Here is a 17559-nt window from a genome sequence, read left to right as displayed (position 1 = left end):
CAGACCGCATGAACGGCTTTTATCTCCCGCCATGCTACCCGGAGTAGACGTTTGACTCGACAGAATATTCCGCGCCGTGCCAAAGATTTCCCATGACGAACGACGCACCCACAGTGCCGGAACGGCTGGTCGATTTCCTGCCTAACCTGCGGCGGTTTGCGATCTCGCTCTGCCATTCGCGCGAGCTTGCAGACGATCTCGTGCAATCCGCCTGCGAGCGGGCGATCCTTGCTGCCGACAGTTTCGTGCCCGGCACCCGTTTCGATGCGTGGATGTTCCGCATCCTGCGCAATCTCTGGATCGACCATCTGCGGCGCCGGAAGACCGCAGGGCCGCAGGAGGATATCGACGAGGCCCGCGATGTCGCCGTCCCTTCCGGCGAGGCTGCTTCCCATGCCCGCATGGCGCTTCTGGAGGTGACCGCGGCATTGCAGAAACTGCCCGACGAACAGCGCGAAGTGCTCGTTCTCGTCTGTGTCGAGGAACTGAGCTATCGGGATACCGCCGAGGTCCTGTCCATTCCCATTGGCACCGTGATGAGCCGGCTGGCGCGGGCGCGGAAAAATCTGGCCGAGCTGACGGGAATAAGTGGCGAGGAAAAGCGTTCGTCGGGCATGAAAGGCGACGTGGCATGATGGAACAGGAATTCGACGACGAAACTCTGGTGACCTTCGCGGATGGAGAGCTGGACGATGCGACCGCCGCACGGCTGGAGGCTGCGCTCGAAAAGGACGAGGTGCTGGCTGCCCGCCTCGCCGTCTTCCTCGACAGCCGTACCGCCATCGCCGCGGCGTTGAAGCCGCTGATCCATGAGCCTGTCCCGGATGGGCTGAAGGTTGCCGTCCAACGGATGGCGGAGAATGCAAAGAGCCCGGAAACTGCCCCGGATGGCAATGTCGTCGCCTTCCGCCGGAAACAGGTCTCGTCCGCGCCGCCGGCCCGGAGAACCTGGCTCATGCCGATCGCGGCTTCGCTGGTGGCCGTCGCGGGCATCGGCGGATTCATGCTGGGCCGGGAAATCGGTCCCACGACGCCAGACGCCAATGCCGGGCTTGCAGCCGCACTCGATCGGGAGGTTTCCGGCCGCGACGTGGCCCTTGGCACGGCCGGCGAGAGCCTGCATGTCGTCTCCAGCTTTCGCGACGAGCACGGCGATCTCTGCCGCGAATACGAGCTGAGACGGGCGGACGGCAACACCATATCCATCGCCTGCCGCGAGGACGGTGCCTGGGTGACCCGGCTTGCTCTCTCCGCGCCCCGGGCGCAAGGCTACACACCGGCATCCGCCCAGGAGACGATCGACGCCTATCTCGCCTCGATCCACGCCGGTACACCGCTTTCACCGGAAGAAGAAGAGAAGGTCCTTTCGGAGCTCCGGTAAAATTTCGCATTGTCGGGAATAAGAAAGCATCCGTGCCGTTCTTCTCGCCATGAATTCGTGAGGAGACCGCGATGAACCTCTCTCTGCTGAAAAAGCCGCAACCGAAGATCGCCTTCCTCTGCCGCAAGGAGGACGAAGGGATCATTCCCGCGCCCGTACGGGCCAAGACCGCCCTGCCCGACTGGTTCCGCAAGCTTCCGCCGGTGAGCGAGGATCATGTTTCGCCAACCGACAGCGGACTGACGGTGAAGCGCTGCATGCCCTTTCTCGACGCCATGGCGACGGGCTGGGTGATCGGCCTTGCCGCGACCGTGCGCATGGAGATCGCCGATGAAGGCAAGACCGTGAATTGCGGCTGGGATTTCGACCGCACGCTCGTCAGCAATCACGCCAGCCATCAGGTTGCCGGCAACCCGCGCGAGCCGCTGCCCCCCTGCAAGTTCCACAATTACTGGACCATCCGCACGCCGCCCGGCTGGAGCTGCCTCTTCGTGCCGCCCCTCAACCGGCCGAACGGCGTGTTCGAAGTCGTGGCAGGCGTGGTGGATACCGATACCTATCAATCGGAAATCCATTTCCCCTTCTTCGCCACCGGCGAGGACGGACTGCATGTGCTGGAACGCGGCACGCCGATCGTGCAGGTCATTCCCTTCCGCCGGGAGACGTCGGATCTCGCGGCCGACATCCGCGCCGAAAACGAACAGGAAAGCGTAACCCGCCGGACGATCTTCCGCAAGACGCTCGCTTCCGATGGCTGGTACCGGAAATTCGCCCGCGCCCAGCGCTGACGTAAGGTCAGGAGCCCTTTATCACCGTCGGCGCGCCGCGTGCCGGCGGCAAAGCCGTACATCAGGATAATTATATAACCGCTTGAAATATTAATAATTTTTTTGGGAATAGACCTCTCTTCCAGCCGTTTCTCCTTCGCAGCCGGAAAGGGCTGCAATTACAAAGGAGAAACACCATGAAGAAAGTCATCGCAATGTTGAGTGCGTTCCTGGCGGTGGGTGCGGTTCCTCCCGCACCGGCCGTTGCCGACGATCCGCTCACCCGCTTCCTGGATAGGTCGATCCGCAACGGCAAGGCCACCTATGCTCAGGCCCGGCGCGACCGGGATGACGGGCGCAGCGATTGGTCGAACTCCAATTCCAACCGCAACTCCAACAGCTCTTCGAATTCATCGAGCAATTCGAATTCGAACAGCAATTCCAATTCGTCCAGCAACTCGAATTCTAATAGTAGCTCGAACAGCAGTTCGAACTCTTCGAACAATTCCAGTTCGAACAGCTCGTCCAACTCATCGAGCAATTCCAGCTCGAACTCCTCCTCCGACGACGATTGATCGGCTGCTGCACGAGGAGACGTCCGTCGCCCTTCAGGAAGGGCGGCGGACGCCGTCTCAACTCAGGGCGAGGTCGAAAACGTGGTGATGGATGCGACCGTCGAACATTTCGAGCAGGCCTTTGGTGACTTCCCGGCTTTCGTAGCGCACCGGAGATTCTAGCGCGGCAGCGAGTGCCTCGCGGCTCTCGTACATGGTCGAAAGCACCATCGGGTAGGCCGGAGCCCCCTCGTCCCGCTCGGTATTGTAGAGCACGCGCACTTCCTTGATGCCGGGAAAGGCGAGCCACATGGGCATCAGCTTCTCGGCGACATAGGCCTTGAACGCCTCCTCGCGGCCGGCATGGATCGTGCCTTCGAAAAAGGCCTGACGAATGATCATCGGGATTTTCCCACTCAGTTGACGGTGGTCGGCGGCTTCTCGCCGGCGAAATGGGCGGCGATATTGGCAAGCACCAGTTCGCCCATGGCGACGCGCGTCTCGACCGTGGCGCTGCCCTGATGCGGCATCAGCACCGTGTTGGGTGCGTTGAAGAAATCCTCGCGGATGCGCGGTTCGTTGAGGTAGACGTCAAGGCCGGCGGCGGCGATGGTGCCGTCATTCAGGGCCGCGAGCAGCGCATCCTCGTCAACGACGCTGCCGCGGGCGATGTTGATCAGAACGCCCTTGGATCCCAAGGCCTTCAAAACCTCGGCGTTGACGATGTTCTGGGTCTCGGCATTCGCCGCGATAATGACGCAAAGCACGTCGCTGTCTTCGGCCAGCGAAACCGGCGAGGCGCAGGATTTCCAGGAGATTTCCTCGACCGGTGACCTGTTCCAGTAGCGGACATCCATGCCGAAGGCCTCCGCGCGGCGGCCGAAAGCCTTGCCGATCTGACCGAGACCGAGAATGCCGACGCGCTTGCCCTTGGGGCTGTTGCCGAGCGGAAAACCTTCCTTGCCCCATTTGCCCTCGCGCACGAAGGCGTCGCCCTTGGCGATGTGGCGCAGCACGCCGAGCATCAAAGCGATGCCCATGTCGGCCACGTCGTCGGTCAGCACGCCTGGCGTGGTCGTGACGTCGATATTGCGGCTGCGGGCGAACTTCAGGTCCACCTTGTCGGTGCCAACGCCGTTGATGGCGATCACGCCGAGCGACGGCAGCTTTTCGATCCATTCGTTGGAAAGTCCCGTGCCGCCGCCGGTCGCAACGCCGCGGATCTTCGGCAATGCGGCTTCCAGCGTCGTCTTCTGAGCCGGGTCATAAAGGCGATGAACCGTATAGGCGGCATCAAGCTGGTCCTCGATGAACGGCATCATCGGCTCAACAAGGAGGATATCTGGTTTCACGTCCGGAACTCCGTATTCGAATTGCTGCGGCTCAGGAAATCTGGCCGAGGAAGTTTTTCAGCCGGTCATTCTTGGGGTTGCCAAAGAATTCGTCCGGCGCACCCACTTCGAGGATTTCGCCGCGATCCATGAAGATGACGCGGTCGGCGACCTGACGGGCGAAGCCCATTTCATGCGTCACGCAGAGCATGGTCATGCCTTCCTTGGCAAGATCGATCATGGTGTCCAGCACTTCCTTGACCATTTCCGGGTCGAGTGCCGAAGTCGGCTCATCAAAAAGCATGATCTTGGGATTCATGCAGAGCGCGCGGGCGATCGCGACACGCTGCTGCTGGCCGCCGGAAAGCTGGGCCGGATATTTTTCCGCCTGTTCGGGAATGCGCACCCGCTCCAGGAATTTGCGGGCCGTCTTTTCCGCTTCGGCCTTGGAGATGCCGCGTACCTTCATCGGCGCCAACGTGCAGTTTTCCAGGACCGTCATATGCGGGAAAAGGTTGAACTGCTGGAAGACCATGCCGGTCTCCTGCCGCACGATGTCGACATTCCTGCCGCCGGCCGTCAGGTCATGGCCGTCGACGACGATCCTGCCGTTCTGGATCGTCTCGAGCTGGTTGATGCAGCGGATCAGCGTCGATTTACCCGAACCGGAGGGGCCACAGATGACGATCCGCTCCCCCCGGTTGACGGAAAGCTCGATGTCCTTCAGCGCGTGGAAGCCGCCATACCACTTGTTGACGCCTTCCATGCGGACGGCCCAAGGGGAAACAGTGTCGGAAGCTCCCCGCACGTCCGTTGTCGATGCGTTTGCCTTAACCTCAGTCATGCGAGGAACTCCCTTTCAGTCTTACTTTGCGTCGGTCACGAAGTCCGGCAGCGGCGTGCCGAGCCACTTCTCGTGGATTTTGTTGAGCTCGCCATTGGCTTTCATCTTGTCGATGAAGGCGTTGACGGCCGTCAGCAGTTCAGCCGAACCCTTGCGGACCGCGATGCCCTGTACCTGCTGGCTGAGCTGGATCTTCTGGTCAAAACGGCCCGGAGCAGCCGTTTCGATCTGCGCTGCGACGACGTTCGAAACACCGATCAGCTCGACCTGGCCCGAAAGCAGGGCCTGTACCGCGCTGGCGTCGTCATCGAAACGCTGGATCCTCGCGTCCTGCGGAGCGATCTTTGTAACGGCCGTGTCCTGCGTCGAGGCGCGGGCCACGCCGACCGTCTTGCCGGAAAGATCTTCGGGCTTGGAGACCTCCGTGCCGGTCGCACCGAAAACGCCGATCGAGATACCGGCATAGGGCTGGGAGAAATCGACGCTCTTGGCGCGCTCTTCGGTGATGCCGAGAGAGGCGACGAGCAGGTCGACCTGATTGCTCTGCAGATACGGAATGCGGTTCGGGCCGGTGACCGGCACGATCTGGACCTTCACGCCCCATTCCTGGGCGAGCAGCTTGGCGACGTCGGCGTCATAACCGTCCGGCTCGTTATTGGTGTTCATGATGCCGAAGGGTGGGAAGTCGACCAGCATGCCGACCTTTACCGTGCCCGCGGACTTGATGCTTTCGACGGTCTGTGCTGCAGCCGTCGAGGCCATCGCACCGGCCATCAGGCCCGCGCCGATCGCAGCCACCATCATGCGTCTCGAAATATTCATGTTCCTACCCTTTCTGTTGCGCCGGGTTACCTCCCTCCGGCTCGGGTCCCGTCAGCGTGTCGTCGCCCGGGAAAATCTCACTTCCATCTGCCGCGCGAGCACCGAAAGCGGCCAGCACAGCACGAAATAGACCGCCGCAACCGTGCCGAACACGAGAAACGGGCTGAAGGTCGCATTGTTGATGATCTGCCCCTGGCGGGTGAGTTCGGTGAAGCCGATGATCGCCGCAAGCGACGTGCCCTTGATGAGCTGCACCAGGAAACCCACCGTCGGAGCGACGGCGATCTTGCTCGCCTGCGGCAGGATCACGTAGCGCATGCGATTGTAGTAGCGCAGCCCGAGAGCGGTTGCTGCTTCCCGCTGGCCCGGCGGCACGGCTTCGATGCAGCCCCGCCAGATTTCGCCGAGGAAGGCGCTCGCATGCAATGTGAAGGCGATCGTCGCCGCGACCCAGGGATTGATCGCGAAGCCGAAAATGTTCATGCCGAAGAAGACTAGGAAGAGCTGCATGAGCAGCGGCGTGCCCTGGAATATGCGGATGAAGCCGGTGGCGATAAGGCGCGGCCATCTGGAATCGGAGACACGCGCCAGCGCGATGACAAGACCGCCGACCCCACCGCCGGCAAAGGCGATCGCCGACAGTGCGATCGTCCACTGCGCCGCGAAGACGATGATCCAGAGTTCGTTCCAGCCGAAAGGTCTGATCAAAGGCATGGTCAGTCTCCTATCGGCTCAACGGATATTTGAAGGCGGCCTTCTCGATCACCGAGAAGATGGTCGAGAAACCCACGGACATGGCGAGATACATCAGCGTGATGACGATATAGACCTCGAAGCTCGCAAAGGTCGCCGACTGCAGGTCGTTTCCGGCTGCGGCAAGATCGTCGGCCGAGATCGCCGAAACGACGCTCGAGGTCAGCATCAGATAGATGAACTGGCTCGTCAGCGCCGGATAGACGGTTCTCAGCGCCGGTTTCATGATGATGTAGCGGAAGACCTGGAGCTTCGAGAGCCCGAGCGCGGTGCCCGCTTCCACCTGCCCCTTATGGATCGATTCGATGCCGGCGCGGATGATTTCCGTGCCATAGGCACCGAAATTGACCACGAGCGCCAGAAGCGCCGCACTGTTTGGCGTCAGGCGAAGACCGAGCGACGGCAGGCCGAAGAAGATGAAGAAGATCTGCACCAGGAACGGCGTGTTGCGGATGATCTCGATATAGGCATCGATCACCCAGCGCAGCGGCGCGACGCCGGACGTCTTGCCGGCGGCACAGAGGATCGACAGGATCAGGCCGAGGATCATCGCCGCGACCGAAAGCTGGATCGTCAGCCAGGCGCCGAGAAGAAGCTGATCGAAACCCGCGAGCACGGGCTCGAAGTTGAAATTATACAACTTGGGACCTCCCCAATGATGTCGGACAGGCTCGCGCTCCTCTGCGGCGCCTATCAATTTAGATCGATCTAAGAGCTTTTCGGCCGGGCGTCAACCGGGAATTAACGCTTTATTATAGGGCGGAGATCGTGATTTTGGCGCAGGATTGGCGAATATGGAGCTGTGTTTCCTTCACAACCCTGCGAGGCGGACACAGTGGATCGGCGAGCCGGTCGAGCAGCAGCCGGGCGGCGTTTTCGCCGATCGCCACCGGCGCGGTCGATACGGACGTGAGCCGCGGACGTATCACGTCGGCTTCGGCAACGTCGTCGAAGCCGACCAGCGAAAAATTCTCCCCGACCTTCAGCCCGAGATCGTGAAGCCCGGCCGACAGGCCAAGCGCGATGACGTCGTTGAAGCAGATCACCGCCGTCGGTTTTTCCGGACTGTCGAAAAGCAGCTGCGCCGACGCCGGAATCTGAGCGGTCTGGTAAGGGACGCGGATGATCCGGTCCGGATCGAAGCCACGCGAGACCATGGCCTCCCGAAAACCTTCGATACGCTCCAGATAGGCGGAATGGATCGGCCCGTGGACGGCAAAGACGATTTTTCGATGGCCGAGCGAGGCGAGATAATCGACCGCCTGATGCATGCCGGCGGCGTAGTCCACGCCGGCGTAATCGGCCGTGTCGGAGATATGGCGAAGCACCTGCACGAGCGGCAGTTTCCATTCATCGACATGATCCAGGAATTCCGGCTCGGTTCCGGCCGCCGGGCACAGGATGACGCCGTCGACGCCGTGCTCGCGCATGCGCCGCATCACCATGTCCTGCCGTTCGACCAGGTCGCCGCTGTTTGCCAGGATCACCACCATGCCGGCGGCGTCGATGACGGCTTCGATGCCGGACAGCAGCTCCGCGAAAAACGGGTTCGTCAGGTTCGGCACGATGACGCCCACCGTATGGCTACGCTCAGCCCGAAGGCGCGCCGCGCCCATGTTATAGACATAGCCGAGCTCGCGCATTGTCGCCTCCACACGGGCGCGGGTTTCGGCGCCGACAAGAGGGCTCTTGCGGATGACGAGCGAGGCGGTCGCGCGCGAGACATTGGCATGCCGCGCCACATCGAGAAGCGTTACGCGGCTTTTCTTTCGATCATCGGATGGCATGGATGTCACTTAGCAGAGGTATCGGGGACCGGAACAGCCCTCGCTTATAATCTGCCTTTCATGCTGTCCTGGTCAATCCAATCGCGATCGGCCTCATCATTCCGCCGCGGCGAGCAGACCTTCCATCTCCATCAGAAATGAAAATTCGCCTGCCAGCCCAGGCGCGCAGGCGACCACAGGCCCGCCCCGCTGGAGGAGGTCGGCAAGCGGCGGCACGGCGACGATCGCCCCCGCCTCTTCCGCAATCCGCACCCCGGCCAGCATGTCCCAAACGGAAAGATGCCGTTCATAGTAAAGATCGGAAATGCCTTCCGCCACGCGGATGAGCCCGATCGCCGCCGCCCCCATGCGGCGATAGTCTATCCCACGCGCGTAGAGCCTTCGCGAGACCGCAAGGTAATCCTCGAAGTCGGTTCGGCGGGAATGGCCGAGAATGGCGATGGCATGATTGGGGTCGCTGGTCTTCGCGGCCGCGATCGGTTCGCCTTCCTTGAAGGCCCCCTGCCCCCGGACCGCGTGAAAGACCTTGTCCTGAGCCGCGTCGTAGATCACGCCGATGAGGATCTCGCCGCCTGCGACGAAGGCGATCGATACGCCCCAGTGGCGGAAACCGCGGATGAAATTCGTCGTGCCGTCGATCGGATCGACCACCCAGGTACCGCCTCCGGTCCCGTCCTTATTGGAACGCCCGCCGCCCTCCTCGCCGAGGAAGGCATCATCCGGGAAGTCGCCAAGCAACGCCGTGCGGATCGCCTGCTCGGTGCGCCTGTCGGCGACGGTGACGAAATCCTGCAGGCCCTTGTTCTCGATCCCGAGCATGTCCGGCAGGGCTTCCGCCCGGAAGGCAGCCGCCTCCATGCCGACCCGTCGCGCAACTGAAATGGCGGCCTCGGCGCGTGCGTTCAGGGCAGAAGGATCAAATGCGGATGTGGATGCCATTATGCACTTTTTCTCTTGATCAGCGTCACGGGCGTGAACTCCACCCGCGCGACCGCATCCGGTTCGGACATGCGGCTGGTGAGCAGGTCGATCACCTGTTCGGCCTGCACGTCGCAGGGCTGCAGGAACGTGGTGAGCTCATAGGCGCTCCAGCTTGCCTGAGGGATGTCGTCATGACCGATCACCTTGATGGAGCCGTCCCGCCTGCCGGCTTTGGCAAGCCCGTCGAGTACGCCGCAGGCCATGTAGTCGTTGACGCAGAAGACACCGTCGATGCCGAGGTCGAGCAGCCTTTCCGCCGCGCCGTGGCCATGCCGGTAGTCGTTCAACACCACGGGGATCAGCGATGCTTCGATCCCGAGCATCGTGCAGCGGCTCTGGAAAGCCTCCGCACGGCGGCGCGAGGAATAGGAGACGGCCGCGCCGGCGATGACCGCGAGTTTTATGGCGCCGGCCGCCAGCAAGTGGTCGGCGGCGGTATAGCCCGACATCCGGTCGTCCGAGACGACGCGGTCGACGAAGGGAAAATCCTCGCCTTTGTTGATCAGCACGATCGGCACGCCTTCGGCGGCACATTCCTCGAAAATATGCGACGGCGGCGCGTCCGACGTGACGATGACCCCCGAGACCGCATAATGCAGCAACTGCTCGATGACGGTGGCGCTGTCCGCCTCCTTGGAGGTCGGCAGAAGGATCGGCCGGTAGTTGCGGGCGATCAGCGCGTGGGCGAGATTTTCGAGCTGCTGGGTGCGGAAGGGATTGTCGAGGCCGGCGGCGACCAGCCCGACGAAGTCGGAGCGCTTGTTCGTCAGGCTGCGGGCGAGATAGTTCACCCGGTAACCGAGTTCCTTGGCCGCCTGATAGACCTTCTGCCGGGTCTTCTCCGAGACGCTGGCATCCGGCGTGAAGGCGCGCGACACGGCGGCACGCGAAACGCCCGCTGCGCGGGCCACGTCGAAGGAGGTGACCCGCCGCGGCTCGCGCCCCGCGCCAGTCATTTCCCTGGGACGCATCAGGTCCGGCAGGTCGGTGCAGATGCCGAGGACCGGCAAAGCCATGATGTCGTTCAACACCTCCGGCCGTTCCTCATGCCAGAGCACGAGTTCCCTGCCGTCGGAGAAGGTCTTTTCGATCAGTTCGTCGGTGACGAATTCCTGTGGCGTGTCGCTCGCCCGCTCCCAGCAGAGATGCAGGATATCAGCCTCTGCCTCGTCGCCGAGCTTGTGCGGATCGGCTCCGACGCGGACCAGCACGGAAAGCGGCCAGTCGCAGCCCATATCGTGCAGTTCGCGCACCTGCGCCACGTCGAAGGAGCCGAGGCAGGCGAAACGTTGGTCCATGTCCTTGAGATGCTGCCAGCAAAGCGGCCCCGTGCCCGGCCGCTTCAACTCCACATAGAGCCCGCAGCCGGTCTCGCGGCCGAGTGCTGCGACTTCCTCGAAGCTCGGCACGTCCGGCACGGCTTTGCGCAGGGCCGCAAACGTCATCTGCGAGATATGCAGGTCCTTCTGGAAGACGCGTTCCAGATGATCGTCATGGGAGACGACGACCACGCCGTCGGCAGTCATCTGCGTGTCGAGTTCCCACATTTCGGCGCCGAGTTCGGCGGCCCGGCGGAAGGCGGCAAGCGTGTTTTCCCGGCTATGGCCGCTCGCGCCGCGATGACCGATGCAGAAAGGCAGCTTGCCCTTGTTTTCCGGCCAGCCGAAGCGGGTGAAGAAGGGGGAAAAGTCGCGCATTACCCAAGTCTCCGGCCGTCTTCGGCAAAGACCAGAGCCGCCTTGCTGTCGAGGCCCCACCGAACGCTGTCGCCGAGCTTGATGTCGTTGCGAACAGGCTGGATCGAGCGCAGCACGGAGCCATCCGGCAGGACCACGTCATAAAGGTTCTCGCGCCCCTGCGTTTCCGCAAACGCCACCTTCCCCTCCACCGGCACGTCGCCGGCGCTTCCGAAATGCTCCGGCCGCACGCCGAGCGTCAGCGCCGTGCCGTCCGGAATGCCGGCGAGCGCGGCAAGTGGCAGCCTGAAATTGCCGCCGCCGAGCACGAAGGTGCCCTGTTCGGCCCTGCCCTTCAGGAAGGAGATCGGCGGATTGCCGAGGAAGCCGGCGACGAAAGCCGTCCGCGGGTCGTTGTACATCTCCGACGGTGTGGCGATCTGGACGATCTCGCCCGCCTTCATGATGGCGATGCGGTCGCACATGGACATCGCTTCCACCTGATCGTGGGTGACGAGGACGGCGGTAATGCCCGTTTCCAGCTGGATGCGGCGGATTTCGGAGCGCATTTCCAGCCGAAGCTTGGCATCGAGATTGGCGAGCGGCTCGTCCAGCAGGAGCACGTCCGGCTTGCGGACGAGCGCACGCGCCAGCGCGACGCGCTGCTGCTGGCCGCCGGACAGCTGGCCGGGACGTCGCTCGAGCAGTTCGGAAATGTGGGTCAAGTTGGCAATGGCCCGCACGTCCCTGTCGATCTCCGGCTTCTTGTCACCACGAACGGTGAGTGGGAAGGCGATGTTTTCGAAGACGCTCAGATGCGGATAGAGCGCATAATTCTGGAAGACGACCCCGACGTTCCGTTTCTGGCTCGGCAGGCGGCTGACGTCGCGCTTACCGAACAGGATCTGCCCCTCATCCATGCGATGGATGCCGCAGATGGCGAAGAGTGTCGTGGACTTGCCGCAGCCCGACGGTCCAAGAAGGGCGAGCATCTCGCCGTCGTTGATCGTGAGGTTCATGTTGTCGATGACCGGCGTGCCATCGAACGTCTTGGTGAAATTCCGGATCGATATCTGCATTAGCCTTTGGTGCCCCCGCCGAAAATGTTCATGAGCCGGTTCTGGAAGACGATGAAGAGCGCGAGGATCGGCAGCGTGTAGAACAGGCCGACCGACTTGAAGATGTTGAAGTTGTAGGTGCTGGAATTCGGGTCCGAGACCGCATTGAGATACATGGACAGGACTTGGAAATCGCTGGATGGCGCAAGGATCCGCGGCAGCATGTATTCGCTCCATCCGTCGATGAAGGCGAAGATCGCCAGCGACAGCAGCCCAGGCTTGACTTGCGGGAGGATCAGCCGGCGCCAGACCGTGAAACGGCTGGCCCCGTCCTGAACGCCCGCCATCTCGATTTCCCAGGGCACCGCGTCATAAAAACCCTTCATGATCCAGATTCCGAACGGCAACATCAGGCTGGACTTCACGAGAATGACGCCGGTCAGCGAATTGTAGAGCCCGGCGAATTGAAGCACCAGGAAGACGCCGATGATCAGGGTGACCGATGGGAAGGCATGCATGACCATGATGCCGGACAGCACGAAGCGCCGAAACGGCAGGACGAGCCGGGAGAGCGCATAGCCTGCCGTGGCGGAAACGCTCACGACAATCACCACCATGCTGATGGCGAAGAGAACGGTCGTCAACGTCGGCTTCCACACATCGCCGGTGATCGCGGGATCGATGAGGAAACGCCAATGCTGCAGGGTGAATTCACTGGGCAGGATGGAGCCTGCAGGCGCATTGGTGAATGTATCGACGACCAGGAAGAGATACATCACGGCCAGCGGCAGGCTGAGCACCAGAAGGAGCAGGATGATCGGCCAGGCGGCGAAATTGCGTGTCATGTCCGCCTCCTAAAATTCGATCCTGGGCTTCGACATCATGTCGTCGAAGCGGAACAGGCGCAGATAGACGACGGAGAGTACCAGTCCGACGGTCACGAGGATCAGCGCCATGGCCGCGCCAAGGCCGTATTGCAGGTTGCCGGTGTAGTTGTTGAGCGCCGTCTTGAAGGCTTCGAGCGCCCAGACCGTCGTCGTGCTTCCCGGACCTCCGTTCGTCGTCAGCCAGATCTCCTGGTAGGACGAAAGCAGCGACAATGTCTGGTAGCTGGTGACGAACAGGATCGGCCAGCGCATCTGCGGCAGGATGATATAGCGGATCTGTTGCCAGCGGCTGGCGCCGTCCACTTCGCTGGCCCACAATTGCTGCACCGGAATGGCCTTCAGCGCGCCGGAAAACAGGATCATTCCGAAGGATGCGCCGACGAAGCCGTTGACGAGGATGACCACCGTCCAGGCGCTGCTGACGGAACCCTTCATGTAGTTGAAGGCGGGCAGGCCGAGTTCGCGGGCAATGTTGAACAGGAACCCGTCGTCCCAGGTGAACCATTTCCACAGGACGGCATAGAGGACGACCGGCGTGATGCGGGGCAGCAGCCACAGAACGCTGAAGAAGCTGGCGCCGGCCGGCGGAAGATAGAAGGTGGTGATCGCCAGGAACAGGCCGACAAGGACGTTGAACGCCAGCGTCAGCGTCACATAGAAGACCGTGTTGGCGACGATGCGCCAGGTCTCCGGCGACACAGCGAGGCTCTTGAAATTATCCGCCGTCCAGGTCCAGCCGGTATAGCTCGCCTCGACGATCCGCTCGATCGTGCCTTCGGCCGGCTGGTCGAGTATCTCGTGAAGCGCGGCCGTCATCGTAGCGCTGCTTGCATAGCGGACATTGAGCACGGACGTTTCGAAGGCCTCGGCGGCGATCTTGAGGTCGCGCACGCGCGTCGGCCTGGAAGGAAGAGCCTTCAGGTCGCGCTCGAAGTCGCTCGCCCTGCTATAGGTGCGGCCGTCGAGCCTTTCGGCGATTTCGGCCAGCAGTTTCGGTTCGACATTGGCGGCGCGCGCCTTTTCCAGCCCCTTCTGGTCGATTGTATAGACCGAGCGCCCCAGCATTTCGATGGTCTCGCGGCCGAGGCCTTCCTCGGACAGCGAACGAAGCAGATTGCCGGTGATGACGTAGGAGCCGCCGGTAATGCCTGTCGCCGTGCTCATGTTGGTGAAGGCGAAAACGCCGGTGAGGACGGCCGGCAGAAAAAAGAAGCCGAGCAGCAAGACCATCGCCGGAGCCATGAAGGCCAGGCCGAGAAGATTTGCCTTGAGACGCATGTATCACCGAAGGTCGTGAGGAGAGCCGGGCGGATGAAGCTCCGCCCGGCAGGAGGGTTGGATCAGCGGATGACGACCTTGTCGCCGAGCGCGGAGCGTACTTCCGTCTCGGCAGCCTTGACGGCGTCGGCGACCGACGAGGTCTTCGTCCAGGAGGCTTCGAGACCCTTGTACATGGCCTTCCAGATCACGCCGAAATCGCTGTTGTTCGGAATGGCGGTCGCGTGCGGCAGCAAGGCTTCCGTCGCCACGGTGGTCCAGCGGTCGTTGGCGTAGAGCGCGATGCCCGCCTGCGCCGTGCCGATGGCAAGGTGGCCGGACTTGATGGCATGCAGCGTGTTGAAGCGCGGCTCGGAGGCAACGGTGATCAGTTCGGCGGCGATCGTCGCGTCCTCGTCCGTGCCGGTCTTCGACAGGAGATAAACGAGCGGATGGGTGATCGTGTTGGCGCGGCCCTTCTCGTTGCCGGCCGGGATGAGGCTGTACTGCATCTGCCCGAAGAAGTCTTTCAGGCCCCACTTGGTTTCCCATTCGGCCTTGTGCCAGGTGCCGCCGTGCCAGATGCCGGCCTTGTCGCTGGCGACAGCCTGATGCCAGGTGTCCCAGGTGGTGCCGAGATAGGTGGCCGGAACGACGCCCTTGGCGACCGCATCGACGAAGAACTGATACATGCCCGTCAGCGCCTGACGGTCGAGAACGAGCTTGCCGGACTCGGCGTCGGTCATCTCGCCGCCGAAGCTTTGATAGAACTGCCAGTAATCGGTGCCGTTGGACGGACGCGGCATGAAGCCCTTGCCCGGCTCCACCACCTTGGCGTCCTGCATTTTCTTGGCGTCGTCAAGCATCGAATAGAGCGTGTATTCACCGCGTTCTACCTTGCCCGGAAGCGCCTCGATGTCGGCATCCGTGTAACCGATCGCCTTCAGGTGGCTACGGGAGAAGAAGAACGGGCGCGCTTCGGCGTCCTGGGGAACGCCCCAGATGCGGCCGTCATAGGAGGAGACGTCGATAAGGTTCGGATAGAGCTGGTTGAGCGGCCAGGCGCCGAAATCCACATAGTCCTCGATCGGGCGCAGCAGGCCCGACTGCGACCAGGGACCGATATCCTCATGGCCGGAGACGATGATGTTGGGCGCCGTGTTGGATTCGGCCGCCAGCGTCACCGCCTGCTTGAAGTCGTCCCAGCCGGTCCAGGCCTGGCCTTCGACCTTGATATTGAGGTCTTCGCCGCGGATCTTGGCTTCCCGCTGGACGATATCGGCGGCCATCTTGATGGCCTCGATGCGATAGTCGTTCGTCGGGCCGGTGCCGCCGGCCCATACCTTGATAGTGACATCCTTGGCGGAGGCAAAGACGGCGGTCGAGGCCAGAAGAACGGCCGCAAGCGTGGCGGATTTTAGTATCGGAAGAACAGTCATGGTTTTACTCCCCGAAGAGCGAAATGGCTGCTCCTTTGCGCTGGACGACCGGTCGTCCCTTGGCGCGAAGAAGCGCTGAAGATCATCACAACGAGGTCGGTTTAGAGGTGCCGCATAACACCCGGATGACAAAATGTACGCGTGTGCAAAATTTCATTTCGTGACGGAATTTTCATAAATGCGCGGTTCGGAACAGGCGGAAGCGGTTGCCGGATCGGCGATGATCAGCGCTCCAAAGCGACCGTCTTGATGACGGCGAAGACCGGCTTTTCGGGTGTCAAGTCGAGGCGTTCGACGGAAAGCGCGGTGATGCGGGCGAGCACCATATCCTCGCCGCTGCGGATGCGGATGCGGACCATGCCCTCGCCGTCCGGCTCGATCGATGCGATTGCTCCTTCGAGGATATTGAGGGCGCTGAGGCCTTCGGGCCGCCGGGTCGCGACCATCACGTCGCGCTCGGGGATTTGCACCCGCACCGTCCGGCCCTCTTCCACATGCGCGTCCGGCACGACGATCTGCGCCGCCGAAAGGCGGATGGTCGCCAGCCGATGCGGAATATCGATCGCCTCGACCGTGCCCGCGAGCACCGCGCCGGCATCCCGCCGGTCGGAGGAAAGAAAGGCGGTGCCGCCAAGAATTTCCGACGGCGTGCCGACCGCCTCGACACGGCCGTCCCTCATCATCACCACCTTGTCTGCGAGCCGCGCCACCTCGGCCACCGAATGGCTGACATAGACGATCGGGGTCGAGGTCTCGTCGCGCAGACGTTCGAGATAGGGCAGGATTTCCGCCTTGCGCTCATCGTCGAGCGCAGCCAGCGGCTCGTCCATCAAAAGTAGCCGCGGCGCCGACAGGAGCGCCCGGCCGATCGCCACACGCTGCTTTTCGCCGCCGGAGAGTTTCCCCGGCCGCCGGTCGAGCAGGGCGCCGATGCCGAGGAGCTCGACGATGCGGCTGAAATCGGCGGCCGGCGCATTCTTCGGCGCGAACCAGCGGCCGTAATCGAGGTTCTGGCGGACGGTGAGATGCGGGAAGAGCCGGCCTTCCTGGAAGACGCAGCCGAAGCGGCGGCGGTGTTTCGGCACGAAAATGCGCTCCTTCGTATCCAACAACACGTCGCCGTCGATCATCAGACGGCCGTGGTCCGGTTTCAGGAGGCCGGCGATCACCCGGATCAGGGAGGTCTTGCCGGAGCCGGACCGGCCGAACAGCGCGGTCACCCCGCCATCCGATGCAAAGCCGGCATCGAGCGAGAATTGTCCGAGCTTCTGCTTCGCTTCGACGACAAGGGTCATTCGATATCGACCCTCCTGCCGACCAGATAGGCCATGAATTCGGAGGCGAGCAGCGCGGCAAACGAGATGGCGACCGCCACCAGCGTCAGCCGCATGGCACCGGCGTCACCGCCCGGCACCTGAGTGAAGGTGTAGATCGCCGCCGACAGCGTCTGGGTTTCGCCCGGAATGTTGGAGACGAAGGTGATTGTCGCGCCGAATTCTCCCATCGCCTTGGCGAAGGACAGGATCATGCCGGCGATGATGCCGGGCAGGATGAGCGGCAGCGTCACCGTCGCGAAGACCCAGGCCGGATGGGCGCCAAGCGTGCCGGCGGCCTCTTCGAGCTTGCGGTCGACCGCTTCGATGGAGAGCCGGATCGAGCGCACCATCAGCGGGAAGCCCATCACGCCACAGGCGAGCGCGGCTCCCGTCCAGCGGAAGGAAAAGACGATGCCGAGATATTCATCGAGGAAGGAGCCGATCATCCCGCGTCTTCCGAACAGGATCAGCAGAATGAAGCCGGTGACGACCGGCGGCAGGATGAGCGGCAGGTGGACCACGCCGTTGAGGATCGACTTTCCCCAGAACCTGCCCCGGGCAAGCAGATAGGCGACGACGATGCCGAACGGCAGGCTGACGATCATCGCGACGCCGGAAACCCGCAGGCTGAGCCTGATCGCGGTCCATTCCTCGTCGCTCAAGACAAGCCAGTCCAAACGTCCATCCACCCGTAGCGGCAATGCAA

Annotated in this window: 19 protein-coding genes and 1 pseudogene; 3 read left to right on the top strand and 17 right to left on the bottom strand. The window is 62.5% G+C overall.

The window, feature by feature from the left end; all coding sequences use genetic code 11:
- The first annotated feature begins 92 nt into the window (after positions 1-92).
- The 3 genes from ACMGE0_RS14865 to ACMGE0_RS14855 all read left to right on the top strand — a co-directional run bounded on the left by ACMGE0_RS14865 (position 93) and on the right by ACMGE0_RS14855 (position 2169).
- Complete coding sequence (locus tag ACMGE0_RS14865; RefSeq protein ID WP_436816638.1) at positions 93-635, top strand: RNA polymerase sigma factor; 543 nt, start codon at positions 93-95, stop codon at positions 633-635.
- Entirely contained in the window at positions 632-1381 is a 750-nt protein-coding gene (locus ACMGE0_RS14860) for an anti-sigma factor family protein (RefSeq protein ID WP_436816637.1), read from the top strand. Before ACMGE0_RS14865 ends, ACMGE0_RS14860 begins: the two co-directional genes overlap by 4 nt.
- A gap of 71 nt (positions 1382-1452) precedes the next feature.
- A complete protein-coding gene (locus ACMGE0_RS14855) occupies positions 1453-2169 on the top strand; it encodes a DUF6065 family protein (RefSeq protein ID WP_436816636.1) in 717 nt (238 codons plus the stop codon).
- A 307-nt stretch (positions 2170-2476) separates the two neighbouring features.
- On the opposite strand, the gene ACMGE0_RS14850 is transcribed toward ACMGE0_RS14855, so the two are convergent.
- The 17 genes and pseudogenes from ACMGE0_RS14850 to modB form a co-directional block, all read right to left on the bottom strand.
- Positions 2477-2689: a hypothetical protein gene (locus ACMGE0_RS14850; RefSeq protein WP_436816635.1), complete on the bottom strand. Its 213-nt coding sequence runs from the start codon at positions 2687-2689 to the stop codon at positions 2477-2479.
- Positions 2690-2780: 91 nt separating this feature from the next.
- Positions 2781-3104 carry a hypothetical protein gene (locus ACMGE0_RS14845; RefSeq protein ID WP_436816634.1) on the bottom strand — a complete coding sequence of 108 codons (324 nt, stop codon included), beginning with the start codon at positions 3102-3104 and terminating at the stop codon, positions 2781-2783.
- 14 nt (positions 3105-3118) lie between these two features.
- Entirely contained in the window at positions 3119-4024 is a 906-nt protein-coding gene (locus ACMGE0_RS14840; protein ID WP_436816734.1) for a 2-hydroxyacid dehydrogenase, read from the bottom strand.
- A gap of 61 nt (positions 4025-4085) precedes the next feature.
- Positions 4086-4877: an amino acid ABC transporter ATP-binding protein gene (locus tag ACMGE0_RS14835; protein ID WP_436816633.1), complete on the bottom strand. Its 792-nt coding sequence runs from the start codon at positions 4875-4877 to the stop codon at positions 4086-4088.
- A gap of 21 nt (positions 4878-4898) precedes the next feature.
- On the bottom strand, positions 4899-5699 hold the full coding sequence (locus ACMGE0_RS14830) for a transporter substrate-binding domain-containing protein (RefSeq protein WP_436816632.1): 801 nt from the start codon (positions 5697-5699) through the stop codon (positions 4899-4901).
- 51 nt (positions 5700-5750) lie between these two features.
- A complete protein-coding gene (locus ACMGE0_RS14825; protein WP_436816733.1) occupies positions 5751-6407 on the bottom strand; it encodes an amino acid ABC transporter permease in 657 nt (218 codons plus the stop codon).
- A gap of 16 nt (positions 6408-6423) precedes the next feature.
- Positions 6424-7092 (bottom strand): amino acid ABC transporter permease, encoded by a 669-nt coding sequence (locus ACMGE0_RS14820; RefSeq protein WP_436816631.1) that lies wholly within the window; start codon positions 7090-7092, stop codon positions 6424-6426.
- Positions 7093-7204: 112 nt separating this feature from the next.
- The gene (locus tag ACMGE0_RS14815) at positions 7205-8239 is read right to left on the bottom strand and encodes a LacI family DNA-binding transcriptional regulator (RefSeq protein ID WP_436816630.1); all 1035 of its coding nucleotides are present in this window, start codon (positions 8237-8239) and stop codon (positions 7205-7207) included.
- Between the two features lie 96 nt (positions 8240-8335).
- A complete protein-coding gene (locus ACMGE0_RS14810) occupies positions 8336-9178 on the bottom strand; it encodes an inositol monophosphatase family protein (RefSeq protein ID WP_436816629.1) in 843 nt (280 codons plus the stop codon).
- Positions 9178-10176, bottom strand: a complete 999-nt coding sequence (locus tag ACMGE0_RS14805; protein WP_436816732.1) for a LacI family DNA-binding transcriptional regulator — start codon at positions 10174-10176, stop codon at positions 9178-9180. The genes ACMGE0_RS14810 and ACMGE0_RS14805 overlap by 1 nt, the downstream gene beginning before the upstream one ends.
- Positions 10177-10917 (bottom strand): annotated as a pseudogene (locus ACMGE0_RS14800) (glycerophosphodiester phosphodiesterase); the annotation flags it as partial.
- The gene (locus tag ACMGE0_RS14795) at positions 10917-11975 is read right to left on the bottom strand and encodes an ABC transporter ATP-binding protein (protein WP_436816628.1); all 1059 of its coding nucleotides are present in this window, start codon (positions 11973-11975) and stop codon (positions 10917-10919) included. The pseudogene ACMGE0_RS14800 and the gene ACMGE0_RS14795, both read right to left, overlap by 1 nt.
- The gene (locus tag ACMGE0_RS14790; RefSeq protein ID WP_436816627.1) at positions 11975-12799 is read right to left on the bottom strand and encodes a carbohydrate ABC transporter permease; all 825 of its coding nucleotides are present in this window, start codon (positions 12797-12799) and stop codon (positions 11975-11977) included. The genes ACMGE0_RS14795 and ACMGE0_RS14790 overlap by 1 nt, the downstream gene beginning before the upstream one ends.
- A 9-nt stretch (positions 12800-12808) precedes the next feature.
- A complete protein-coding gene (locus tag ACMGE0_RS14785; RefSeq protein WP_436816626.1) occupies positions 12809-14119 on the bottom strand; it encodes a carbohydrate ABC transporter permease in 1311 nt (436 codons plus the stop codon).
- 62 nt (positions 14120-14181) lie between these two features.
- Complete coding sequence (locus tag ACMGE0_RS14780) at positions 14182-15537, bottom strand: ABC transporter substrate-binding protein (protein ID WP_436816625.1); 1356 nt, start codon at positions 15535-15537, stop codon at positions 14182-14184.
- Between the two features lie 224 nt (positions 15538-15761).
- A complete protein-coding gene (gene modC, locus ACMGE0_RS14775) occupies positions 15762-16832 on the bottom strand; it encodes a molybdenum ABC transporter ATP-binding protein (RefSeq protein WP_436816624.1) in 1071 nt (356 codons plus the stop codon).
- Positions 16829-17530: a molybdate ABC transporter permease subunit gene (modB, locus tag ACMGE0_RS14770; RefSeq protein WP_436816623.1), complete on the bottom strand. Its 702-nt coding sequence runs from the start codon at positions 17528-17530 to the stop codon at positions 16829-16831. Before modB ends, modC begins: the two co-directional genes overlap by 4 nt.
- Positions 17531-17559: the final 29 nt, after the last annotated feature.

Source organism: Neorhizobium descurainiae, from assembly GCF_051400715.1.
Lineage (GTDB): Bacteria > Pseudomonadota > Alphaproteobacteria > Rhizobiales > Rhizobiaceae > Neorhizobium.
The sequence above is the reverse complement of the archived record's forward strand: the minus strand, read 5'-3'. Positions and strand labels throughout refer to the sequence as shown.